The sequence below is a fragment of the Alteromonas pelagimontana genome (assembly GCF_002499975.2).
Classification (GTDB): domain Bacteria; phylum Pseudomonadota; class Gammaproteobacteria; order Enterobacterales; family Alteromonadaceae; genus Alteromonas; species Alteromonas pelagimontana.
On the sequence record NZ_CP052766.1, the window covers coordinates 1,778,863 to 1,801,671 of the forward strand.

16 protein-coding genes and 1 riboswitch are annotated in these 22,809 nt (G+C 46.6%); of the genes, 9 read left to right on the forward strand and 7 right to left on the reverse strand.

Annotated features, from left to right (window positions below; translation table 11 throughout):
- The first annotated feature begins 56 nt into the window (after positions 1-56).
- The 4 genes from CA267_RS07955 to CA267_RS07970 all read left to right on the forward strand — a co-directional run bounded on the left by CA267_RS07955 (position 57) and on the right by CA267_RS07970 (position 5,145).
- On the forward strand, positions 57-1,496 hold the full coding sequence (locus tag CA267_RS07955; RefSeq protein WP_083638256.1) for a sulfatase family protein: 1,440 nt from the start codon (positions 57-59) through the stop codon (positions 1,494-1,496).
- 297 nt (positions 1,497-1,793) lie between these two features.
- Positions 1,794-3,419 carry a methyl-accepting chemotaxis protein gene (locus CA267_RS07960; protein ID WP_075607981.1) on the forward strand — a complete coding sequence of 542 codons (1,626 nt, stop codon included), beginning with the start codon at positions 1,794-1,796 and terminating at the stop codon, positions 3,417-3,419.
- Positions 3,420-3,421: 2 nt separating this feature from the next.
- Entirely contained in the window at positions 3,422-4,126 is a 705-nt protein-coding gene (locus CA267_RS07965) for a hypothetical protein (protein ID WP_075607980.1), read from the forward strand.
- 276 nt (positions 4,127-4,402) lie between these two features.
- Positions 4,403-4,574: riboswitch (yybP-ykoY riboswitch) on the forward strand.
- 10 nt (positions 4,575-4,584) lie between these two features.
- The gene (locus CA267_RS07970; RefSeq protein ID WP_075607979.1) at positions 4,585-5,145 is read left to right on the forward strand and encodes a manganese efflux pump MntP; all 561 of its coding nucleotides are present in this window, start codon (positions 4,585-4,587) and stop codon (positions 5,143-5,145) included.
- Between the two features lie 278 nt (positions 5,146-5,423).
- Here CA267_RS07970 and CA267_RS07975 read toward each other — a convergent pair whose 3' ends face one another.
- Positions 5,424-7,247, reverse strand: coding sequence for a DUF885 domain-containing protein (locus tag CA267_RS07975; RefSeq protein WP_232367615.1), 1,824 nt, complete (start codon positions 7,245-7,247; stop codon positions 5,424-5,426).
- 284 nt (positions 7,248-7,531) lie between these two features.
- Between CA267_RS07975 and CA267_RS07980 the strand changes: the two genes are divergently transcribed.
- The 5 genes from CA267_RS07980 to CA267_RS08000 all read left to right on the forward strand — a co-directional run bounded on the left by CA267_RS07980 (position 7,532) and on the right by CA267_RS08000 (position 16,276).
- Positions 7,532-10,222: a TonB-dependent receptor gene (locus tag CA267_RS07980; protein ID WP_075607978.1), complete on the forward strand. Its 2,691-nt coding sequence runs from the start codon at positions 7,532-7,534 to the stop codon at positions 10,220-10,222.
- Between the two features lie 64 nt (positions 10,223-10,286).
- Positions 10,287-11,753 (forward strand): CehA/McbA family metallohydrolase domain-containing protein, encoded by a 1,467-nt coding sequence (locus CA267_RS07985; protein WP_075607977.1) that lies wholly within the window; start codon positions 10,287-10,289, stop codon positions 11,751-11,753.
- 82 nt (positions 11,754-11,835) lie between these two features.
- Positions 11,836-12,318, forward strand: coding sequence for an RNA polymerase sigma factor (locus tag CA267_RS07990; RefSeq protein ID WP_075607976.1), 483 nt, complete (start codon positions 11,836-11,838; stop codon positions 12,316-12,318).
- 3 nt (positions 12,319-12,321) lie between these two features.
- Entirely contained in the window at positions 12,322-13,326 is a 1,005-nt protein-coding gene (locus CA267_RS07995; protein ID WP_075607975.1) for a FecR family protein, read from the forward strand.
- Between the two features lie 13 nt (positions 13,327-13,339).
- Positions 13,340-16,276: a TonB-dependent receptor gene (locus CA267_RS08000; protein WP_232367616.1), complete on the forward strand. Its 2,937-nt coding sequence runs from the start codon at positions 13,340-13,342 to the stop codon at positions 16,274-16,276.
- A gap of 51 nt (positions 16,277-16,327) precedes the next feature.
- Here the strand turns inward: CA267_RS08000 and CA267_RS08005 are convergent, their stop codons facing one another.
- From CA267_RS08005 to CA267_RS08030, 6 genes are all read right to left on the reverse strand, one after another.
- A complete protein-coding gene (locus CA267_RS08005; protein ID WP_075607973.1) occupies positions 16,328-17,611 on the reverse strand; it encodes an OmpP1/FadL family transporter in 1,284 nt (427 codons plus the stop codon).
- Positions 17,612-18,195: 584 nt separating this feature from the next.
- Positions 18,196-18,402 carry a cold-shock protein gene (locus tag CA267_RS08010; protein ID WP_075607972.1) on the reverse strand — a complete coding sequence of 69 codons (207 nt, stop codon included), beginning with the start codon at positions 18,400-18,402 and terminating at the stop codon, positions 18,196-18,198.
- Between the two features lie 125 nt (positions 18,403-18,527).
- On the reverse strand, positions 18,528-18,824 hold the full coding sequence (locus CA267_RS08015) for a YkgJ family cysteine cluster protein (RefSeq protein WP_083638254.1): 297 nt from the start codon (positions 18,822-18,824) through the stop codon (positions 18,528-18,530).
- 322 nt (positions 18,825-19,146) lie between these two features.
- Positions 19,147-20,292, reverse strand: a complete 1,146-nt coding sequence (locus CA267_RS08020; RefSeq protein ID WP_075607970.1) for an alpha-hydroxy acid oxidase — start codon at positions 20,290-20,292, stop codon at positions 19,147-19,149.
- A gap of 326 nt (positions 20,293-20,618) precedes the next feature.
- Positions 20,619-21,404, reverse strand: a complete 786-nt coding sequence (locus CA267_RS08025; protein WP_075607969.1) for an AsmA family protein — start codon at positions 21,402-21,404, stop codon at positions 20,619-20,621.
- Positions 21,405-21,524: 120 nt separating this feature from the next.
- Complete coding sequence (locus CA267_RS08030) at positions 21,525-22,709, reverse strand: DUF1624 domain-containing protein (RefSeq protein WP_075607968.1); 1,185 nt, start codon at positions 22,707-22,709, stop codon at positions 21,525-21,527.
- Positions 22,710-22,809: the final 100 nt, after the last annotated feature.

Genomic DNA, 22,809 nt, shown 5'->3' on the forward strand with positions numbered 1-22,809 from the left:
TCAGGGCCTCTTTATATTTCACATTAAAGTTCAATAATTATTTACGAGGCAAATACGTGACTATTTCTTTTCGTCTTTTGAGCAGCATTTTTTGCGCAGCTTCTATCGCCTGCTTACCCTATGCCGGCGCAGCAACGCCACCACCAGATCAGGCTCAGGCACAGGACGCGCCCCGACCCAACATTGTGCTAATCATGGCAGATGATCTTGGTTACGGCGACTTAAGCAGCTATGGCAGTCCTACCATTCAAACGCCTAATCTGGATAACATGGCCGCAGAAGGTATGCGACTCACGTCTTTTTATGCCGGCCAGGCGGTGTGTACCCCTTCTCGAGCCGCGCTACTTACCGGTCGTTACGCCATTCGATCTAACATGTCTCAGGTGTTAATGCCGAACAGCGACCAAGGGCTGCCTCAATCAGAACTCACGCTGGCGGAAATATTACGTGGACAGAATTACCAGACCGCCATGGTTGGAAAATGGCACCTTGGAGACAAATCGCCTTATCTCCCCACCGACCATGGCTTCGATAGTTACTATGGCTTGCTGTACAGCAATGACATGATTGAGCCTTGGGTGATGCCTGGAATGGCGGGATTAAAAGAAATTCCGCCATTAATGCTGTTCAGAAATACCACCCCTGAAAAAGAAGTGAAGGATCAGTCCATCCTCACCACTACCTATACCCAGGAAGCGGTGGACAGCATCAAGAAGTTTGAAAAATCCCAGCCGTTCTTTCTGTATATGGCTTATTCCATGCCGCATCTGCCGGTTGCTGCACCCGAAAAATTTAATGGCAAGTCAGGCGGCGGGCTTTACGGTGATGCAGTAACAACGGTTGATTGGAGCGTAGGCCAAATTCTGGCAGCGCTTGAAGCTAAAAACGCGCTGGACAACACCATTGTGATTTTTATCAGTGACAATGGCCCGTGGCAAAATCTGCCAGAAAGGATGATTCAAAACGGTGTTGAACGCTGGCATGTTGGAAACGCAGGAGCGTTCCGTGGCTCCAAAGCCACGACTTATGAAGGCGGTTCTCGCGTTCCGGCAATTATTCGTTGGCCAAACACTAAGCTTCACAACGAAATTTCGCCCGAACCGGTTTATGCCACAGACCTACTGCCTACCCTCGCCAGCGTGAGTGGAGCAACTATTCCTTCCAACGTTACGGTAGATGGCCGCGACTTAACTTCATTTTTTGAAGGAAAGACAACAAAGGTACAAAAGCAGGACTTCTATTATTTTCGCGGCGACTATGTGGAAGCCGTGCGGGCAGATAAGTGGAAGTTGCGGGTCTCTCCTTTTAATGAGTTCAGCGAAGAAAGCGCACAACATGACGGCGCGGTGGAAAATGTGGAACTATACAATCTTGAAGTCGATCCTTCCGAGCGCTTTAACGTGTCAGACCGATACCCTGAACGACGAGACGCTTTAATGAAAAAGCTGAACCAGTTTGCCAAAGAAGTCGGCGCAAAAACTTACACCGCACCCTAGTCTGCTCTCACAGCCCACAGTTTCAATTTACACTACATCACTGCCAGCTTTGTGCTGGCAGTTTTTTTAAAAATTGAAAATTTTGCGAATGATATTGCTTCATAGCTTTATACCAATCCTTCTTACCCAGCCCCCCCTCTGTCGACTTTCCCTGACTTTCTGATAACAAATTAAAAGCGTTTAACAGATTAAAAATAATGTATAGCGCCATATACGAGCGTCTGTTTTATATATTACGTAAAAGGAATATTCGGCCGATAACCACAACACTAAAGTCTGGCTTCGCATCGAGCAAATATGAAATTAAACATTCTACGAAAACTACAAATTCTCGCCTTAATCATTGTAGTTATTTTCAGCGCGGCAATATTGGTTATGCGCTCAGCAAACAATGATGTTGCCAATCAGTTCACCCGCTTCCATCAGGAAGATTTTCAGGCATTTTTAAATTTTGAGGAAGTCAAAGGGGTTCAGGTTGATACCACTTTAAGCATTAGAGGGTTACAAATTGCCTACTTGCTCGGGCTCAACGACCAAATTCGCGAGTACCGCAGTGCCATTCAAACCAATAATCGCACTACACCTCAGCTAATTAATGCGCTTAAAAACGCAGCCGCAACTGACAATATGGAGCGACTACGCGAACTTGAAGCCCTGGTTCTGGACTTTCAGAAAAAAGCCATGAGATTTGTTAACGCCATGGATTCAGCTGCAGATAACAAGGCCCCCTTTGATGTTTTTAAAGCCTTCGTTGACAGCTATGACGCGCTTTCCGCATTTTTTATTGAGTATGAGCAGTACTTAAATGAATCCGCCAATGCTACACAAGAGAACATCAATGAAGCCATCAGCAGCGCAGATATGGTCTTCTACATAGGCATGATATTGGCACTACTGATATCAGCGGCGCTGAGCCAGTATATCGCCAATGGCATTAACCGCGGTATTCAGGCACTAAAAGACACGGCGCTCAGACTGGCCGACGGCGATTTGCTCACCCGCGCGCAGATAGAAAGTCATGATGAACTGTTGGAGTTAGGCGAAGCCCTCAACTTAACCATTGAACGCCTGCGCAGGACTATCACTACCATTCAAAGTTCCAGTGAAGTTGTCACTGCGAACAGCAATACCGTAATGCAATATAATGGTGAAGTGAAAGCCAGTGCCGATGAAATTACTAGTAATACCAATCAGGCCGCAGCCGCTATCGAAGAAATGTCGCTAACCAGTCAAAATATTGCTGAAAATATCAATAATACTGCAGTTGCAGCAGAGGAAATCAATCGTGTCGCGACGGCCTGTCTTTCTGCATCCAATGAATCCGTTGCCGAAATCGACACCTTACTGGCCTCTTTTACCGCTACGGTGACAACGGTAGAACAGCTTAAAGCACAAACCGATAGCATTAACCGAATCCTTGAGGTAATTAAAGCTATTGCCGGGCAAACGAATTTGCTGGCTCTGAATGCTGCTATTGAGGCTGCGCGTGCAGGCGAGCAAGGCCGAGGCTTTGCAGTGGTTGCCGATGAAGTCAGACAGTTGGCGCAACGTTCTCACAACTCAGTTAGTGAAATTGAAACCTTGCTTAGCAATCTGGTGGCGGCGGGTGACTCTGCGTCATCACAAATGGAGCAAAGCAATGCCATCGCTAACAATCTGAATCAGCGCATTGAGGTTTCCAATGAACTCATGGCCGAAATTCAAACAAAGGTTTCCGGCGTAAACCATCAAGCGCAGGAAATCGCATCTGCCGCGGAAGAGCAAAGTTCGGTTGTGCTAGAAATCAGTAAAAACATGCACAGTATCAAGCTGCTGGTAGATAAAAATCCTGAAACGGTAAATACCTCAAATAAAAAGAGTGAGGAAATGAAGCAGTCAGCGAATCAGGTGAATAAACAACTTATGACTTTTCGGTTGCAATAATCATGATACGTTTAACTGCTCTTCTTTTTCTAACCGCCTGCCAGCTATGGTCGCCAATAGTTAAGGCGGCTACCAACTGGACGGACGCTTCGCTCACTTACCTTAATGGGAATAACTATGAGTTAGGTGATAACCAGCGCCAGGTCTTGACGCTGGAGTACGCAAGTGGCGCAAGTTGGGGCGATAACTTTATTTTTGTTGACCGACTGGAATCAAGCGATGGCAATCACGCCACCTATGTGGAAGCCAATCCGCGCATTCGTTTATTTGCCTTTGACAGTGCTGTAGTTAAGAACCTTTATTTTACTCCCACTGGCGAATTCGGTGATGAAACAAACTGGTTATACGGTTTGGGAACCGATTTAGCGTTGCCGCATTTTCGCTATGCGAAACTCAGCGTTTATTATAAAGATAATGGCAATGGCGCGACCAACGAACAGGCGACACTCGCCTTCGCTGTGCCATTTTTAGAGAATTTTCTGTATGACGGTTTTGTCGATATCATGAGCGCCTATCGACGCAATGACGGCCTGATGTCATCCAGTCAGTTTAATGCCACTACACAACTTAAATATAATCTGGATCGCCATTTCAACCTTTCTACCCGCCTGTATGTGGGGATAGAATATGTCTACTGGAATAATAAATTCGGCGTTAGTGGCGTTAACGAGCGCAATGTGAATTTTTTGCTTAAATACCATTTTTAATCGGATTGATTGTGGATTCCGGTGCTTGCTCTACGAGCGTTAGCAAGAGAGGTGGTATTTCTTTGTTGTGAACCTTTTATTTTTATAGCTACACGGCTCGTTTGCTATGTTGTACTGATGTGATCACCCGGGGAGGCTAACGGTAAAACTGGAAAGCCATTTGGACAGCATTTGCCCCACCAAATCCCAATACAGATATAAACTTAATCCGGCGGCGTTTTAGTAGCGCCGGTTTAATTTCTAGAATTGTTATAAATTCAATTTCTTGTTACTATTTTCCCCTTCGTTGGGGAGTAGCCTGTTTCCATAATTTTTGGAAAAGTTCGTATCAACATAATTGGTCATCCGGCCATGGTACGAACACCTCTCGGTTGGCGAGACCATCGATATTTCCATGCCTAAGGTCAGGCGTGTGGATTATCGTGGACTCAATATGCCTGACCGGAGTAAATTTACGGATGAACATCCCCGCTCTCATTCTTCTAGCGTTTGCCATGTCTACTGATGCATTTGCCGCTTCGATTGGCAAAGGTGTCAAAATTAAAAAGCCACGTCTTGGATATGCCCTTAAGATAGGTCTGACTTTTGGCGTTGTCGAAGCGATAACACCTGTCATCGGTTGGTGGATAGGAAGCGTTGCGTCTTCTTATGTTGAAGAGTGGGATCATTGGGTAGCCCTTGTTTTATTGGGTGGGCTGGGCGCTCATATGATCTATGAAAGCCTGAACTCTGACAAAGAAGATGAAATAAAGACTAAAAAACAGTCCTTTGCTTTAGTTATATTAACTGCTTTTGGAACAAGCATTGATGCTATGGCAGTAGGCGTAAGTCTGGCATTCATTGATGTGAGCATCGGTATTGCAGCGACGCTGATTGGTATCGCAACTTTTACAATGGTAACCATCGGCGTAATGTTAGGCAGTGCTTTAGGTTCCATCATTGGAAAAAGAGCTGAGACACTCGGAGGAGTCATTCTTATTTTGGTTGGTGTGTGGATATTTCTCAGTCATGTTCTTTAGGTTATTAAGAATATAAAACAACCAATTAATTCTTAACGTCAATAAAGCGGTCGCCATTTTCGTTGTATTGGCGGGCTTTTGCAATGCATAGCGCTCATCCATTGCGAAGCCAGGCTCTGCGCCCCCAGAGGCCGATATCCAGCCTTTCCAGATACTCTCTGTTAGTATTAATCCAGCCCGCGGTTGTCATCGTCAGGACCAAACTTCTTTTCTGACAAACATAAAAAAAGCTGGCAGCGTGGTGCGCTGTCAGCTTTTGCAAAGTTAATGCTGTAGGATCAGGCTTTTTTGCTGTCTATCCAGCGATTAATTTTGGTTTCAAGAATGGGTAATGGTAGGGCGCCTGTTCCCAGAACCTGCTCGTGAAATGCTTTGATATCGAACTTTTTGCCCAAAGCCTTCTCGGCTTTTTTGCGTAACTCCTGAATTTTCAAAGCTCCTACTTTGTAAGCCAGAGCTTGTGACGGAATGGCAATATAACGCTCTACTTCAGCAACCACCTCGGTTCGCGTCATGCCGGAGTTCTCCAGCATAAACTCAATGGCTTGATCGCGGCTCCATCCTTTGGCGTGAATACCCGTGTCCACCACCAGACGCATAGCGCGCAATTGCTCATCCTGAAGCGTGCCGTAGCGGTTCCAGGGGTCATCAAAAAAGCCCATTTCGTAGCCCAGAGTTTCAGAATAAAGTGCCCATCCTTCAACATAGGCGGTGTTTCCGCCAAATCGCATGAAGGCGGGTAGTGCGTCATTTTCCTGGGCAAGACTGATTTGGAAGTGATGGCCTGGCGCCCCTTCATGCAAATAAAGCGTCACATTACCTGTTGTTAAGCGACTGGGTAAGTCGTAGGCATTGAAGTAAAAGGTGCCTGGACGAGAACCATCCGGCGCACCTGACTGGTAAGAGCCGCCGGCACTAAACTGCTCAATAGCCGGGTCATAAGGTTCAATTTCCAGCGATGTCTTAGGTAATAAGGAGAAATAATTGCCAATTTTTTCATCCACTTCACGGCCAATACGGTAGTATTCCTGAGTCAGCGCTTCCCGGCTTTTGGGTTTGAATTTTGGATCGGTACGCACATAGTCAAAAAATTCTTTTAGCGTGCCATCAAAGTCGACTTCTTCCATGATTTGCAGCATATCCGCTTTAATGCGTTTAACTTCCTGCATTCCTAAATTATGCAGATAGTCCGGGCTAAGCGGTAGTGTGGTGGTTTCTTCTATCAATTGCTGATATAGCGCTTTGCCGCCTTTCATATCGCTTAAACCGATAGTTTCACGAGCCACCGGCAAATATTCATCCCGTAGAAAGTTACGCATACGTTCCGTCGAATCATAGATAGCCTGGGTTGCAACTTCATATTGCTTTGTTAACCGGGCTTTTTCATCAGCGCTAAAATCTTGCGGAAGCTTTTCTACCGGACCCCAGAACTGCGACTCTTTCATCGGGATCGACAACTGTTTGTCCAGCTGTTTAATCACGCGGTCAATTGTTAAATGCGTTTCGAGAACGCCACTTTTCATACCTTCACGGAATCGCTCAATCGCCCTATCGTTAATAGCAATATAGTCCTTGTGGCGAGAGAGATTGTTTTCGTAGTCCTCGACAGTCTTAAATGGCGCAGCGCCTCTACCACTGGCAAACGTCGGGTAAAAAGTATGAAAGCCACTGAAGTGATTGACCGGGCGCACTTCAGTAAGTGCACGAATTTCGTCAGTTGTACTTTTTAGCGCTTGCTCTTGATTATACTTAAAAACATCGTATGCCAGTTTGTCCGTTTCATTGAGTTTAGCGCGATCGATTTGCTCAAGCTTCGCGATATTCAGCAGCGTATCTGTACGCGACGCAATCGAATGGGCGTCAGTAAAGTAATCGCCAAGCTGATCGGCTCTGCGCATGTCACCGCGAAACAAGCCGTAAATCGGGTTAAGCGCCAGATGGCGCTCATCTGCCTCAGCAAATAACGTAAACAGCCGGTCATGCTCGCTTTGTTGCTGCTGCGCAGCGTTCGCCGTATTTTTTGTCTGAGCGTCAGCCATCACTGGCATAGCCGTTTGCGTTAAAACCGCACTGCTAATTAATAAAGTTCGAAGTAAATTCACTGTTTCTCCCTAAACGCTCAGGTAATTTAAGCATGGATAAAAACTGATATTAGCCTGTTACCCTGCCGGAGTCGATCTAATGACATTGCGCCTCTAGGCCGCGTTGAGAGGAAACAGAACTTTACACCCGCCATTTTTTCCATTGCATCTCACGTCTGCCGCGACTGTCATAAAAACTTCATAACTTTCTCTGTCCGCTTTTCTGAGTATTTGGCTCTTTAGTGGTGTTACCTGAGCTCACTGGTACACCCAAAATCAATGCACATACATTACCTGGAACGCACATGAAAAAGAGTTTTAACAAAACCACATTATCACTCGCCATGGTTGGAATTATTGCCAACATGGGTACCGCCGCGGCTCAACAGACTGCCGCCACAAACACTGCTAACGATGATATGGAAGTCATTGAAATAAAATCTTTTCGCGGGTCGCTTATTCGCGCAAAAGATTTAAAACGCGATGCCATGGTGTCGCGAGACAGCATTCTTGCCGAAGATATTGCCGACTTTCCAGATTTAAACCTGGCCGACTCGCTACAGCGTGTACCCGGTATCACCATTACCCGTGAAGCGGGTGAAGGCCGTCAGATTTCATTGCGCGGATTGGGCCCCGACTTCACTCGCGTACAAGTAAATGGTATGGAAGCCATGGGCACTTCTGCTTCGCCTATGGATGCAAAAGGTGGCGTTAGCCGTAGCCGCAGTTTCGACTTCAACGTTTTTGCCTCTGAGTTGTTTAACCGAATTGATGTATACAAAACCTACTCTGCCGATCAGGAAGAAGGTGGTATCGGCGGTACCGTTGGCCTTTATACAGCAAAACCCTTTGACTACGACGGCCTGAAAGGAGCTGTCTCGGTACGTGGCGGTTACAATGATAACAGCGAAGAAACCGACCCTCGGATGGCAGGCCTGCTATCGAACACCTGGGGCAACTTTGGTGCGCTGGTGTCGGTCGCCTACAGCGAGCGTAACACTACCGAATTTGGTACCAATACCACCCGCTGGCGCCAGGAAGGCGGTAAAGTTGCCGCGGATCCGACAGATACTGAACTACAGGCGGAGCTGGATTCCGGTGAACTATGGTTTCCGCGCGGCCATCGCTCTTCTTTATGGAACAACGAACAAAAACGACTGGGTATAACGGCAGCCCTGCAGTATAAGCCTAATGATGATGTCAGTGTAACCCTTGATATTATGCATGCAAACCTGGAAAACAATCAAAATGAGCACCATTCTGCGGTTAAAGACAACAGCGTAGTTAACGCACTGGAATGGGTGGAAAACAACGGCCAGAAAGAGGTAGTTTTTGCTGACTATGCGGATGCGACCTGGCGTAACGAGAACAGCCAACGCTATAACGAATCCACTTTTGATCAGTACACGTTGACCCTGGACTGGTCGTTAACCAGCGCGTTAAGTGTGAGTGCGCTGATAGGCACCAGTTCTTCAGATTTCGATCAGCCCGAAGTCATTAAAACCAATATCCACGCTCAGGAAAAAGTAAATATTCTGACGGACTTCCGCAACGATCGCTTCTACGGCGAAAGTTCCTCACCTGATTTTGATGTCACTGACATCGCGGGCTTTGAAACTAAAGATATTTATCTACAGGAAGACTACATTACTAACGATTTCGATAATGCGAAAGTGGACTTCACTTATTTAATTGGCGATACCGGCGAACTGACCTTTGGCGCCAACTATAAGAAGTTCGAAAATTCTTCTTATCAACTAACGCAAAGTAATGCGCAGAATATTGCTACTGCCAATACCGGCAATCTGGTCCTCTCCCCCGAACTAACTGAAGTATTTACTCAACACCCGGACGCTAGCTGGATCCAAAGTGATCTGTCTGCGTTACTGGCTTTTTATGATTTAGATGGCTATCGCATTGATGCCAGTGAAATAACGGCGAACGACAAGTCACCGGTAACCGAAGAAACCATTGCACTCTACACCCAATATGGTTGGGAAACCGAAGTGGCAGGTAAGCCATTACGGGTAAGTGCGGGACTGCGTTATTTTGAAACAGAAATCACCGCTGCGGGCACTTCGGACGGCCTGGATGTTGAAACGTCGCGTACCTATTCTGACGTGCTGCCTGCGTTGAATCTGGTTTATGAACTTACCGATGATTTTATCTGGCGTTTTGGTGCCAGTAAGAACGTGACACGTCCTTCATTGGGTGCGGTAAGTTACAATGTGTCGGTATCGCAAACTTCCGGCGACGCCATCACCAGTGTCACCATGGGAAATCCAACGCTGGAGCCGTTTGAATCCACCAACCTGGATACGGCAGTTGAGTGGTATTTTGAAGAAGTAGGCTATGTCGCCGCTGCCCTTTTTTATAAAGATATCGATAACTTTATCGTTAATACCACTACGGAGGTGGTGTATTCCTCGCTGGGTCTGCCTGCCGAACTGTTACCGGTAGATAAAACCGTCGACAGCATCTTTTATCTGCAGCGTCCGCAAAACATGGACGCCTCGACCATCAAAGGTGTTGAACTTACCTTTTCACGGGATCTAGATTTTCTGCCGGCTCCTTTTGATAATTTAGGCGTTATTGCCAACTACACCTATTCCGATGGTGACGCGCTGTATAGGAATATCTACGGTATTGAAGGTAACGATCAGAAGAAGCCCTTTACCGGGCTTTCTAAAGACAGCTATAACTTCACGCTGTATTACGAAGAAGACAATTGGGGGGCGCGCGTTTCTGCGGCTTATCGCAGCCCTTACATTACCGGCGCTTCATCAAGCGGCGATCAGGATGAAAGTGGATACCACAGCACAACCTATGTGGATTTTTCTGCGTTTTATCAAATTACCGACAATATTAAAGTCAGCCTGGAAGGCATTAATCTGACCGATGAAATAGAAGAACTGTACAGCGATTCTCATGACCGCGCCTACAACACCACCACCAGTGGTTCTACCTATATGTTGGGGGTAACTGCGCAGTTCTAATCAACTGGCTGCCACGGTTCGGGCGTTTATGCGCCCGATTTTTCTCGCTAACGGATATCTATACATGCAAAATTTTCATCAAGCTTTTATTGCCGCAATGGTGGCCTGCGCTATAGCAGGGTGTAGTAACACTCCTGATTCTTCATCAGAAAGCCTAATATTTAAGCCGCCCGGTACCCAACAGTGGCTTGCTGGCGACCACCATATTCATGGCAAATACAGTGTAAAATGGAACTGGGATGATACGCCTCCTTCCCCCATTGTATTTGGTGATGCGCATTACTTTACTGCTTTGAATGCTCGCATGGCGGCGCTGCACGGGCTCGACTGGATGGTGACTACAGATCATGGCGGGCCGGGGCACAGCAGAGTTAATCTGGAACAAGCTTATCCGGAACTGGTAGCATCACGCAAAGCCATTCCGGGTATTCTACAGTTTTACGGTATGGAGTTTGACACGCCCGCCGCTCGGCACAGTACGCTTATCATTGCTCATGGCGAACAGGAAGCCGACCAAATGTATCAACTGGAAAAGCAGTTTAATCGACGGGAAATTTACCCTGATGAATCCCCTCGGGATACAGAAGATTTCATGCTGAAGGCGTTAACAGCGATGCAAAAAATGTCACCGCGCCCTTTGTTGTCAGCCAATCATCCAGCCCGGTTAACAACTGGTTTAGGCAAGTTTGATAAAGTTACCCCCCGGGAAATGCGCAATTGGCAAGATACCGCCCCCGATGTATTTTCTGGAATGACAGCGATACCCGGCCATCAGGCCGCTACCATTAATCCGGATGGTTCGATAGATCCAACCAGCGCAAGAGCAGAATATAACGCCTATCCGACGTTAGGCGGTGCGGATCAAATGTCAGCCATTGTGGGAGGAGTGTGGGACAGCTTTTTAGGCGAAGGCCGCAAGTGGAGCGTTACTGCTGTGTCCGACAGTCATGCCCATTACACCGAAGGACGCACCGACTTCTGGCCGGGCGAATACGCTAAAACCTACGTTTATGCGGATAAAAATTACGCTAGCGTGTTAGCTGGGCTAAAGCAGGGAAGGGTGTTTATTACCACCGGTGATCTGATCAATGAGCTATATGTATCGGTCACTCAGCCCGGCTCATCTGGGGCAGCAATAGGCGAAGAGCTGGCAGTTAAGCCCAACTTACCGGTTACCGTCACAATTGCCTTTCGCACGCCTGAAGCGCCGAATTACCATGGCGATAACCCGGCAGTAGGCAGAGTCGATTTAATTATGGGTAATGTAAACGCCAATGCCGATTACGCCGCCACCAATCGCAATCCTACTAGCAAAGTAATAAAACGGTTCTATTCTCAGGACTGGCAAAAGCAAGGTCAATATCAGGTAACGTCTTTCAAGCTTGATAATATAGACCAGTCTGCGTACTTTCGTGTGAGAGGAACTAACCAGACTCAGGAGCTGGAACCCGCACCCGATCCTAAAGGAGAAGATCCCTGGCAGGATTTATGGTTCTACAGCAGCCCTTTATATTTGAAGTACCCATCATAAAAAAGCGTGTGCGCCATATGACTGTAACATTTGTCGGATAAAATGAGGGAGTTTCATCCACCATGTTGTAAGCAATTGCGCAATGTCTGACACAGCCAATAAGAAGTTGCTCGACCAGTTAACCGACAACACTCAGCTACAGCGCTATCTGTCACGCAATACGCGAGACGTAGAAGAAGCGGCAGATATTTATCAGGAGTCGGTTATGCGCGTACTCGAACAGGCTCGGGAATCGGTTATTGAAAATCCGCTTGCGTATGCCAAACGGGTGGCGCGTAACCTTCTTCTGCGGCGTTCTTCTGTCAGCACAGAAGATGTGGAATTACTGGACAATCCCGGCGCGAATCCTGAGCAGCTACTTGATCACGAACAACGCATCAATCTGATTTACCAGGCATTATCTGCCATGCCTGCTCAACGCCGCAAAGTTTTTGAACTTCGGCGCATTCATGGTGAAAGCAGGGAAGAAATTGCCCAGAAGCTGGGGATCGGCGTAGAGGCGGTGACTCGACACATTTCACGGGCAATGGTGGATATCCAACGGCATCTGGATAATAAGAATTAATCAATGGCAAGCACAGATAAAGGCGCACAGGAACGTGTATATATACAGGCTGCAGAGTGGCTGGACAAATTATCTGAAGGGGATCTGGATAACCTCAGCAAACACCGGTTTATTAAATGGCTGGAACTGGACCTACAGCATCGGCAGGTATTTGAACGCATGCTTAGTACCTGGCACGATCCATCATTGGCATTGGCTTCAAAGAAGCTGCGGACAGAAAGAGGCCATGAGTCACTACGTGATCGGGGTTGGGGCTTTTCGTTTTGGCAGTGGGGAGCCAGCTTTGCCTGCATGGCTGTTATTGCCGTTGCAGCCTTCCAGTGGCATCCATTAACGTCTGATGAACCCGCCGCAATAGTATTGGCTACCGATGTAAATTCAGATAAAGAAACCCTGTTAGAAGATGGTAGCCAGGTGCAAATGCAATCGGCCAGCGAAGTTGTCGTGGCTTTTTCTGAGCAGGAACGGCGGATAAATTTGCGTAAAGGCCAGGCTTATTTCGCCGTGGCCAAAAATAAGCAGCGTCCGTTTATAGTAAAAGTAGGAGCCGCCAGTGTCACCGCTGTCGGTACAGCTTTTAATATTGACCGTGGACATTCCCAAACCGATGTTACCGTTTATGAAGGCGCGGTAGAAGTATTAGGTGCAATTGGGCAACCTTCGATATTGCTAAAAGCGGGAGAACGAGTACGTATTACTCAAGACCAGCCCGGAGCAATTGAACAAGTTAATATCAGCAATCTGGTGGACTGGCGCTCTGGTTGGATTGAAATTTCCCGTGAGTCACTGGAATTTTTAGTTGAGCGGTTAAATCGACATAGCCAAAAGCCCATTGTATTTGCCGAGGCAGGTATCGGCGCGCAGAATGTGGCCGGACGGTTTCGCTTGGATGACGTTGAGCAAGCGCTCGCGCTACTGGAAAAGCTGCATGATTTGAAAATAGAACATACACCACAGGAAATTCGCATAACCCGCGGTAGCAGGTCAACCAATGCATTGCCGCTGTAGCAAAGCACGCCGTTTGGTTCTAATATTTTTACTGCAAGTTGTACCTTTTGCCAACGCACAACAAGATTCAGCACTTGATATTGCCTTTGAAGCACAACCGCTTAGTAATGCACTAAACGCCTTCTCTCGCGCCACCGGTCAAACCATTCTTTACGATCCTGCGGTAACAGCCAGCTATTTTAGTACTGCGGTCAAAGGAAGCTTTACTCAGCGAAAGCTTATCCTGCAGATCCTCGTGCAATCACCGTTGTGCGCGGATAAAGTGAAAGAGGGTTGGCTTGTCAGCGACTGCCCGCAGAATGAAAAAAGCGCTTCTGAACCGCCATCAACAAACCCGAATCCAATCAATAAAAAGCAAAAAGTACCCTTTGAAATAGAAGTTACCGGCTTTAGAAGCTCGTTAATGCAGGCCAGAGAAATTAAACGCTTAGCTATGATTTCGCAAGATGCCATTCTGGCGGAAGATATTGCCGACTTTCCCGATCTTAATCTGGCGGATTCACTTCAGCGAGTGCCGGGAATTTCGATTACCCGGGAAGCCGGTGAAGGTCGTCAGATATCGTTGCGGGGGCTTGGCCCTGACTTTACCCGGGTCATCGTTAACGGCATGGAAGCCATGGGAATGACCTCTTCGCCTATGGACGCCAGAGGCGCAGTAAGCCGAACCCGGGCCTTCGATTTTAATATTTTTGCTTCTGAACTGTTTAATCGTATCGATGTAAAAAAATCCTATTCAGCCGATCAGGAAGAAGGCGGCATCGGCGGGACGGTATGGCTGCAAACGCCACAACCTTTCGACTACGAAGGCTTTCAAAGCGCGCTGACGTATCGCCAGGCGTACAATTCCAATAGCAATGAAAGCGATCCGCGAGTGGTAGCCATGATTTCCAACCGCAGCGATAACATAGGAGCGCTTTTTTCTGTGGCTTACAGCGAGCGCCACACCACTGAATACGGTACCAATACTACCCGTTGGCGGCAGGAAAAGAAGCAACTCGTAGGACAGCAAAATCCTGAGCTAGCTTTGATATTATCGGAAGGAGAGTTGTGGTTTCCTCGTGGTCATCGTTATTCTCTGTGGAACAATCAACAATCCCGCCTTGGCATGACTACGTCTTTACAATATCGCCCGCTTGAGCAATTTTCCCTTACCCTCAATGGAATTTACAGCAGGTTGCAGAATCGATTGGATGAGCATCATTTGGCAGTGAAGGATAATGATTTGGTATCGTCTGTGGAATGGACAGAGATCAACGGTGATAAAGAGGTCACTTACGCACACTATCAAAATGCCACCTGGCGTGCAGAGACAAGAGAAGATGAAAATCGCTCTGTTTTTTACCAGTTCTCCGGCGAGGCGAACTGGAAAATCACGCCGGATTTGTCATTGAATCTGCTGATTGGTAACAGCTCTTCTGATTATTCCCAACCCAAAGTCAATAAGGTTAACATCTGGGCCGAGAATGTAGACATCATGACGGACTTCCGCCAGGACAGATTTTATGGATTGAGCACGTCGCCAGGCTTCGACACCACCTCAATTGAGGGTTTTGAGGTAAAAGACTTGTACTTCCAGGAAAACTACATGACCTCAAATTTTGACAATATTAAGCTGAGCCTTGAGCATTCCGTCGATAATCACAACCGGTGGACTGTGGGGGTAAACCAGAAAACCTTTGCCAATACGGGTCACGACCGGTTTCAGGGCGATTTTCCTACCAACGGCAGTACGCCACAAAATGAAGGTATCGTCACGCTTAGCCCAGCCACCGCGGATGTTTTCTACGGTCATCCCGATATTGCCTGGCGGCAGGGAAATCTGGCGGCAATTCAGGCATTTTATGGATTGGAAAATTATCAATTGGGCGACGAATATATTATCGATGCTTCAAATTTTAAAGTGACAGAAGAAACACTGGCAGCTTATGGATTATACGACTGGGATACGAACCTTGCGGGTCAGCCGTTTCTCGTAAGCGCGGGTCTGCGGTATTTTCAGACGCAGCTTACCTCCGCAGGTTTGTCAAAAGGTGTACCCACTGAAATATCACGAGATTATGCCGACTGGCTGCCGAGCTTAAATATGGTATATGAGTTTTCCGATGATTTTTTATGGCGGATGGGCGTAAGTGAAAATATTACCCGCCCCTCAATTCGATCGCTTTCCTTTTCAGCAGATGTGTCGCAAGCATCCAGAAATGAGGGAGAAATAGGCTCGGTGTGGGTTGGAAACCCCGATTTGGCTCCCTTTGAGTCTGTGAATTTCGACACGGCGTTAGAAGGCTATTTCAGCGAAAACGGCATAATCTCTTTGGCGCTGTTTTATAAAAAAATCGATAACTTTATTGTGGAACAAGCGCAACCTGTTGTTTATGCCTCTCTCGGTTTGCCCGAGGCGTTACTGCAGGCGGGAGATTCAATTTACGATGTTTTCAATGTCACCACGCCGCAAAACAGTGATTCTTCGACTGTGAAAGGGTTTGAAATTGCCTTCTCCAGAGATTTTGATTTTCTACCCGCCCCCTTTAATCAATTGGGGATGGTTGCCAATTACACCTGGGCAAACGGCAACACTTTATACCGAAACGTCGAAAACAGTGGCAAAGACCGAATTAAAACGTTCGCTGGATTGTCTAAATCCAGTTATAACCTCACCTTTTATTACGAAGCTGAACGCTGGGCAGCAAGAATTTCCAGTGCATATCGCAGCGACTATATATTGTCAGTTCAGGCAGGAAATGCTGATCAGGATGAAGCTGGGTACCACGATACAGCCTATGTCGATGCTTCGGCGTATTATCAGATTTCAGATGATATAAAAATTACCGCGGAAGGGTTAAATCTGACAAATGTGAGAGAGGAGCTTTACAGCGATTCCAACGACAGAGCCTATAATACGACAACCAGCGGTAGAACGTTTTTATTGGGTATCAGTGTACAATTACAATAATAACAACATCAGCGCCTGAAAATTCAGGCGCTGAATATTAACGCTTTATTCTTAGAACTGAGTATTTACCTGAACACTTAGAATATTTGCACTGGCGTTTTCAGTCGCAGTTAAGTTGCTCACAATCGGACCAAGCCCACGTTGTTGGTTTACGTTCGCTTCACGGCCTTTCAAATAAGCGTAGCCAAAGTCTACACTGGTTGATGCAGTGACCGCATAAGTAGCACCTACAGTGAACCACTGTCTGTCGGTATCCGGAATGCTAAGCGATCGATGAGCATAAGACACTGCGCCATCATCGTACGCATAGCCCGCACGTAACGTGATTTGATCATTATATTGATAGGTGGCACCAATACTCGCGCGCCAGGTATCTTCGAAGTCTTCCTGTTTAAGCAACAAGTCAGTGCCATCGGCCAAGTTGGCTTCCAATTTGTCGAAGGTGCTCCAGTCAGTGAAGTTAACGCTTGCTTGTACCGACCATTGGTCGTTGATAATCTGGTTTACCGCTAACTCTGTAATAGAAGCCAGGTTTAACGCCAGTTTACCGCCTTGATTATAAGTCGGCTCTAGATCAGAGTTAATTTCGCCAGAAAGATTCAGTTCGGTTTCAGCGCGATAGCTTAACGCGACGTTCGTAGTAGAAGTGGCTTGCCAAAAGGCGCCAACATTCCAGCCATAGCCCAAATCATCACCTTGCAGATTGACAATGGTAGCATTAGCGGGAATTGCACCTTGAGTCAGAGCAGCAACGGCTTTAGGTGTAGACGTACCGATTTCCGCATCTGCATAGGTAACGCTCAGACCCAGGCCTAAGCTTATTGTGTCCGTTACCTTGTAAGCCACGGTTGGATTCATGGTTATTGTAGTAATTTCGGCATTATCAGCAAAATGCAGGGCATTGAAGTCATCGCTGTAGTCTGTAGACAGGCCATAGCTTGAGAAAATTCCTAAACCCACAGATACTTTTTCATTGATAGGCTGAGCATAAAAAAATGAGGGAATAACTGCGCTATCCGCAATGTCATTTTCATTTGCCGACATAGGAATACTGGTTCCACCAAGCGTAGAAACCAGTTCACCATCGATGTCCACGTTAGGATCGATATAGTTAATGCCAGCACTGAATGAGGGCGCGTCAAAGACAGTAATAGCAGCAGGGTTGGTTGCCAGAACCGAAGCATTTTCAGGCATTGCCGCTTGGCCAGCAAAGGCGCGACCTAAACCGTTCGCACTATGTTCATTAACTTGAAAACCCGCAGCCATAGCTTGATGGGATACCGCTGTAGACAACGTGAGGCATAGGCAAGCAGGTAGAAACTTAATTTTATTCATAAATTACTCGTTGCTAGAAAACAAAAATCAAAGAATGCTAATCTGAAATCGCAAGAATGGTAATAAGAGTCCACCCATTCGCAATGAGATTGATAGCGAATCTAGGGCCGCATGTTACGTGACGAGAGGGATTATGTGCAATACACCTTAACGATATTTAATTAATTTTTACCTTCTTTTAACGTTTATTCACCGCATATCAGCGGGTTTTTTAAGCACATCAGACCAGCTGATCATGCTGATTTTTTCAAGTTAATGAAGAGGTTGAGGCGCGAGAGCAACGGGACAGGAACTTCCGCGTTGTCTTAAAAGGTACCAGCCCGCATTAGTGAGGGTTCCGCCGCCAGATTCACAAAAACGCGCTTAAATAATGGTATACGGAGTTATTTACGGTATTTGGAGATGACAACGATATACGCTTTTTACAATCTGTGGACCGATGCAAGGCTCAATACAGAAGGAACCCCGGAAGAAAAACGCTGAAAGTGAAGAGATTGAAAAAAGTTGAAGGAGGCTAATAAGCAAAAGGCCGAAAAGCTATTCGCTTTTCGGCCCTGAAAACTATGCTTTACTATGCGCGGTAACTACAGAGGGCGCACATTGTTGGCACATGGACCTTTCTGGCCTTGACCAACTTCAAATTCTACCGCCTGGCCATCATTCAGCGTGGCATAACCGCCGCCTGTTTTAATTTCAGAGTGGTGAACGAAAAGGTCTTTACCGCCATCTTCCGGCGTAATGAAACCAAAACCTTTATCTGCATTGAACCACTTTACTGTACCTTTACTCATACTATACTCATTTGTTTTTGGTGAAATAATTGAATCCTGTTTTCGCTATCACCATTACAAAAACAGGTTGTGAATTACTTAAACAACATATTGACACTTTACGCGGGCAAAATCTAATTTAATACTTAACCCTGCATACGTTCCGAGAGACATTCATAGCCCCCCATTTCATATTCCCGACATATCAACGGCCGTTTATCGTAAATACTACAGCGCATACTTGAGCGATCCAGAGCTGCGCACCAGCCATCATCCAGCCGCGCCATTCTCATTCCGCCCCAGGAATCAAACTCGACAAACTGTTCAGGAACGCCTGTATCGGTAATCAGCATCACCTCTAAGCGGCAACAACTCGCGTTGCAGTTTGAGCATGATACATTACTTTCGGGCAAGCTCCTTACTTCTATCTCATCTTTCATCATGCATTCAGCTCATACGAAACTTCATCCGGGGCGCCAAAATAACACGTCAGGCCCCGATGTTTTGTACCATTCATGTCTCGCCGATGCACTATCACATCTATTAAAGCTATTACCGATGCTCGTCTGATTAGATATACGCTTTTAATCATCATTCTGATTATATTAGCGCTTTCTAAAGATTTAGCGAATAAATTACGCTTTTATTACCAGTTATCGCGAGCTAACTGCGTTGACGCAGCTCGGGCCACCGCGGAGCGATGGCTACGCTTGGCAGATATATACTGGGTCACCGGCTAACTGAACGAATAACTAAGCTAATTTTTCATCGGAATCGAATATGATCTCTATTTAGCGCCCGTATACTGCTGCAACCCATCAAGCGCATATCGCGCTCTATTTCCGCTATAAGCAGCGTCATAGCGCGTTCTACCCCTGCTTGACCTGCAGCGGCAAGGGCATATAAATAGAGTCTTCCTATGCCCACCGCCTTGGCACCTAGTGCCAGAGCTTTAAGTACATGAGTACCACGCTGCACGCCACTATCGAACAATACGTCAATTTCCTCACCAACCTCATCAACAATTTCTGCCAGATGATCAAACGAGCTACGCGCGCCATCTAACTGCCTGCCGCCGTGATTGGAAATAACAATTCCGGTACAGCCAATATCGACTGCCCTGCGTGCGTCTTCTTTACTCATGATGCCTTTAAGACAAAATTCGCCGTCCCAGAATTTCACCATTTCTTCAACATCTTTCCAATTCATGGTGGGGTCCAGCATATGCGTAAAATAATCGCCGATAGAGCTGGTGCCGCCTTTCATGTCAATGTGCGCGTCTAGCTGGGGTAACGAGAATTTTTCGTGCGTCAGATAGTTAATTCCCCACATTGGCTTAGTGACAAATTGCCATAAGCCAGCCACGTTCAGGCGAAAAGGAATAGAAAAGCCGGTGCGCAGGTCCCGTTCCCGGTTACCCCCGGTAATGGAATCAACCGTCAGCATCATAACTTCAATGTTAGATTCCTTTGCCCGTTCCATCATGGCGCGGTTTAGCCCCCGGTCCTTATGAAAATAAAACTGGTAGACCTGCGGCGTATCATATTGTTTGGAAATTTCCTCCATACTCACAGTACCCAGCGAAGAGACTCCAAACATGGTGCCAAATTTTTCGGCGCACGCCGCCACTGCGTGTTCCCCCTGATGGTGGAACAGTCTTTGTAGTGCGGTTGGAGAACAATAGATAGGCAGCTTCAACTGCTGCCCCATTACCTCAACACTTAAATCAATATCTTTTACCCCCGTTAGCACCCGGGGAATCAAATCGCATTCATTAAATGCTGCTGAGTTGCGCCGCATTGTTACTTCATCGTCTGCACCACCATCAATATAGTTGAAAATCGGTCCTGGTAAACGTTTGCTGGCGAGTTTTCTGAAATCATTAAAATTGTGGCATTGGCGCAGTCGCATTGGTGCTTCTCATGTTGGTCGGTGACGGGGGACTAATAACAGACTTTCGTTATTGATTGTACAAAATTAAGCCCGCCAGAAGCGGGCCTACAGTTAGATAATACCAGAACCTGTGGTGCTGGCGTCACGCTGACGGGCTTTTTGCGATAGCCACATTTACGATATCCCCCAGCAATACAGCTTTACTCACCTATACCAAGCCTCCGATGTAGCTAACTGGCTCCAGGTGGAGGAAAACGCAATGGCTGCGTTGCTCGCGCTTTTTCGCTTATCACCATAGTAGAAAAGTTGTTACCGCTGAGATTTAATGAAGGCTAGAACAGCCACTAATTCTTATCAAGCAACCCCTTTAACTTCTCGCTCGCTTTGTCCATCAATTTATCTTTTTCTTCATCAATTTTCTCTTTTGCCTTTTCTTTCGCTTTTTCTTCAAGCACTTTTTTGGCCTGAGCTTTAGCTTCAGCAATTAAATTGTTGAGCATGCCATCAACAATGGCAGCACCAACCTGATCCGCCGGCATCCCATTCGGATTACCTACCGGCCCCGCGTTGAATGTGGGAAGCGTGACATCGTATGCCTTTTTATCCAGTTTGAGCTCACCGGTGTCCAGCTGTTCGAAGTCAATACGTAAACGGGTATTCGTCACGGTGACATTTTCCACAATTAACAACGGCATGGGATCATTGGATTTTTCTGATTGAGAAGCATTACCGGAAGATAAGTGCGACTGTAGATTGTCTTTAAGCACCATTAAATTGCCTTCGCCAGATGCATTCACTTCGTAAAGCACTTCCGGCGCATCGATACGTATATTCTGCACTACATATGGCTCTTTTACCGCTGCGCCCAAATCCAGTATTACCTGATCAAAACTAAATGCATCTTCGTCACTAAATCCTTCAGGGTTCTCCACTTCCAGCTCATCAATGCTAAGGCGGCCTTCACGCAGTGCCAGCTCTACTCCGGCAACACTGACTTCAGTTTCAAGATAAGTACTGCCGTGCCCTTCGATTTGCCGTTTAATAAAATCGTCAGCACCACTCAGCAAGTACCAAATTCCGCCGCCGATAACTAACACTATAATTAGCAGTGCAATTAACACTTTTTTCATTAGCCGCTCCGTCATTCCATTATGTAATGTTACGTTGATACAAACTTATACCTTATCAGGATTACCACAACTTTGTTTTCTAACGTAATGGTAACTGAACACCAGCTTCGGCTGATGGGCTTAAAGGTAGCGCCACAACGGGTTTTTACTTCGGTGCTTAAATGCAGCAAACGCCCGGGTGGGGAAATACAGCGCAATCACCAGTATTACGGTAATTAGCCATACCCATTCAATTGAATCTACACCAAATCGCTCTCCTTGGTTGGCGCCGTAAATCGCAAGCAGAATTTGATATATAACCAGCAACACATAAAGATGCAGAATGTAGAAAAACATGGGCGCAGAGCCAAAGGTTTCAATAGCATCAAGTAATTTACCCAACATACGCTCCAGCCATGCCAGTAAGATAAATACCATGCCTAATGTCAGCAAAAGATAATCAAGAGAAGGCGGATATTTGGTAAAGTTCAAAAATGACATTAAAGTGTGCAACACGCTCTGCTGAGCTTCCCAGGGAAGCGTTTCGCCATAGACATTAAAGCCACGAAGCAAAAGAAGCAGCGCCCAGCAGCCGATTCCCAGCGCCAGTAATATTTTTTGGCGGCTAAAAGCATCTTTTGTTCTGGCATAAAGCGGACCAGCAAAATAGCCCAATGCTATTACGCCTATCCAGGGTAACACAGGGTAGGAAGCCCGAACTCGCACCGGCTCCAGCATTAACACATTGCGATCATGCAAAATGCTCCAGAGTGTAAAGCCAGTTTCACCGGCTTGAAAAGTAATAGGAGTAAGCAAGTTATGACCAAAAACTATGAGAAAACCTACTGCTCCAACAACGGGAAAAGGCAGTTTTGCTAACAGCCCTAGCGCAATCATGCTGATACCAATTGCCCAGATTACCTGAAGGAATAACGCATTAAAGTCGCCGTTCCAGGCAAAGGCAATTACGGTTAGCTCCAGGACTATCAAAAACAACCCGCGTTTAACTAAAAACTGGGTGGGGGAACGGAAGTTGCCGTTTGCCCCCTGCGCATAAAGCCACGCCGAAAGGCCGGTTAAAAAAACAAAAGCCGGAGCACAAAGGTGTGCCGCCAAACGGGAAAAATAAAGTGCCGGTGCCGTGTTATCAATATCCATCGGATCGGCGACAGGCATATGAAAAAATAGCCGTTCACGCACATGATCCATCACCATAATGATCATGACCACCCCTCGCAGAATATCAATACTCGCAATGCGCTTTTTCAACGTTTGCTTATCCACACCCGATGACGTTACATCAGCCATCACCACACTCGAACTCATAAATTTTCCTAATTTCTTTGCTATCGCTTCTATCTGGATTAGCCGCTTAGATCTTCGATTATCTTCTGCGTCAGAAAATGCCTGGGCATGACGAAAGATA

Coding starts and splice junctions, on each gene's coding strand:
- CA267_RS07960 (WP_075607981.1), top strand. CDS start 1,794: ATGAAATTAAACATTCTACGAAAACTACAAATTCTCGCCTTAATCATT.
- CA267_RS07965 (WP_075607980.1), top strand. CDS start 3,422: ATGATACGTTTAACTGCTCTTCTTTTTCTAACCGCCTGCCAGCTATGG.
- CA267_RS07970 (WP_075607979.1), top strand. CDS start 4,585: ATGAACATCCCCGCTCTCATTCTTCTAGCGTTTGCCATGTCTACTGAT.
- CA267_RS07980 (WP_075607978.1), top strand. CDS start 7,532: ATGAAAAAGAGTTTTAACAAAACCACATTATCACTCGCCATGGTTGGA.
- CA267_RS07985 (WP_075607977.1), top strand. CDS start 10,287: ATGCAAAATTTTCATCAAGCTTTTATTGCCGCAATGGTGGCCTGCGCT.
- CA267_RS07990 (WP_075607976.1), top strand. CDS start 11,836: ATGTCTGACACAGCCAATAAGAAGTTGCTCGACCAGTTAACCGACAAC.
- CA267_RS07995 (WP_075607975.1), top strand. CDS start 12,322: ATGGCAAGCACAGATAAAGGCGCACAGGAACGTGTATATATACAGGCT.
- CA267_RS08005 (WP_075607973.1), bottom strand. CDS start 17,611: ATGAATAAAATTAAGTTTCTACCTGCTTGCCTATGCCTCACGTTGTCT.
- CA267_RS08010 (WP_075607972.1), bottom strand. CDS start 18,402: ATGAGTAAAGGTACAGTAAAGTGGTTCAATGCAGATAAAGGTTTTGGT.
- CA267_RS08015 (WP_083638254.1), bottom strand. CDS start 18,824: ATGATGAAAGATGAGATAGAAGTAAGGAGCTTGCCCGAAAGTAATGTA.
- CA267_RS08020 (WP_075607970.1), bottom strand. CDS start 20,292: ATGCGACTGCGCCAATGCCACAATTTTAATGATTTCAGAAAACTCGCC.
- CA267_RS08025 (WP_075607969.1), bottom strand. CDS start 21,404: ATGAAAAAAGTGTTAATTGCACTGCTAATTATAGTGTTAGTTATCGGC.
- CA267_RS08030 (WP_075607968.1), bottom strand. CDS start 22,709: ATGAGTTCGAGTGTGGTGATGGCTGATGTAACGTCATCGGGTGTGGAT.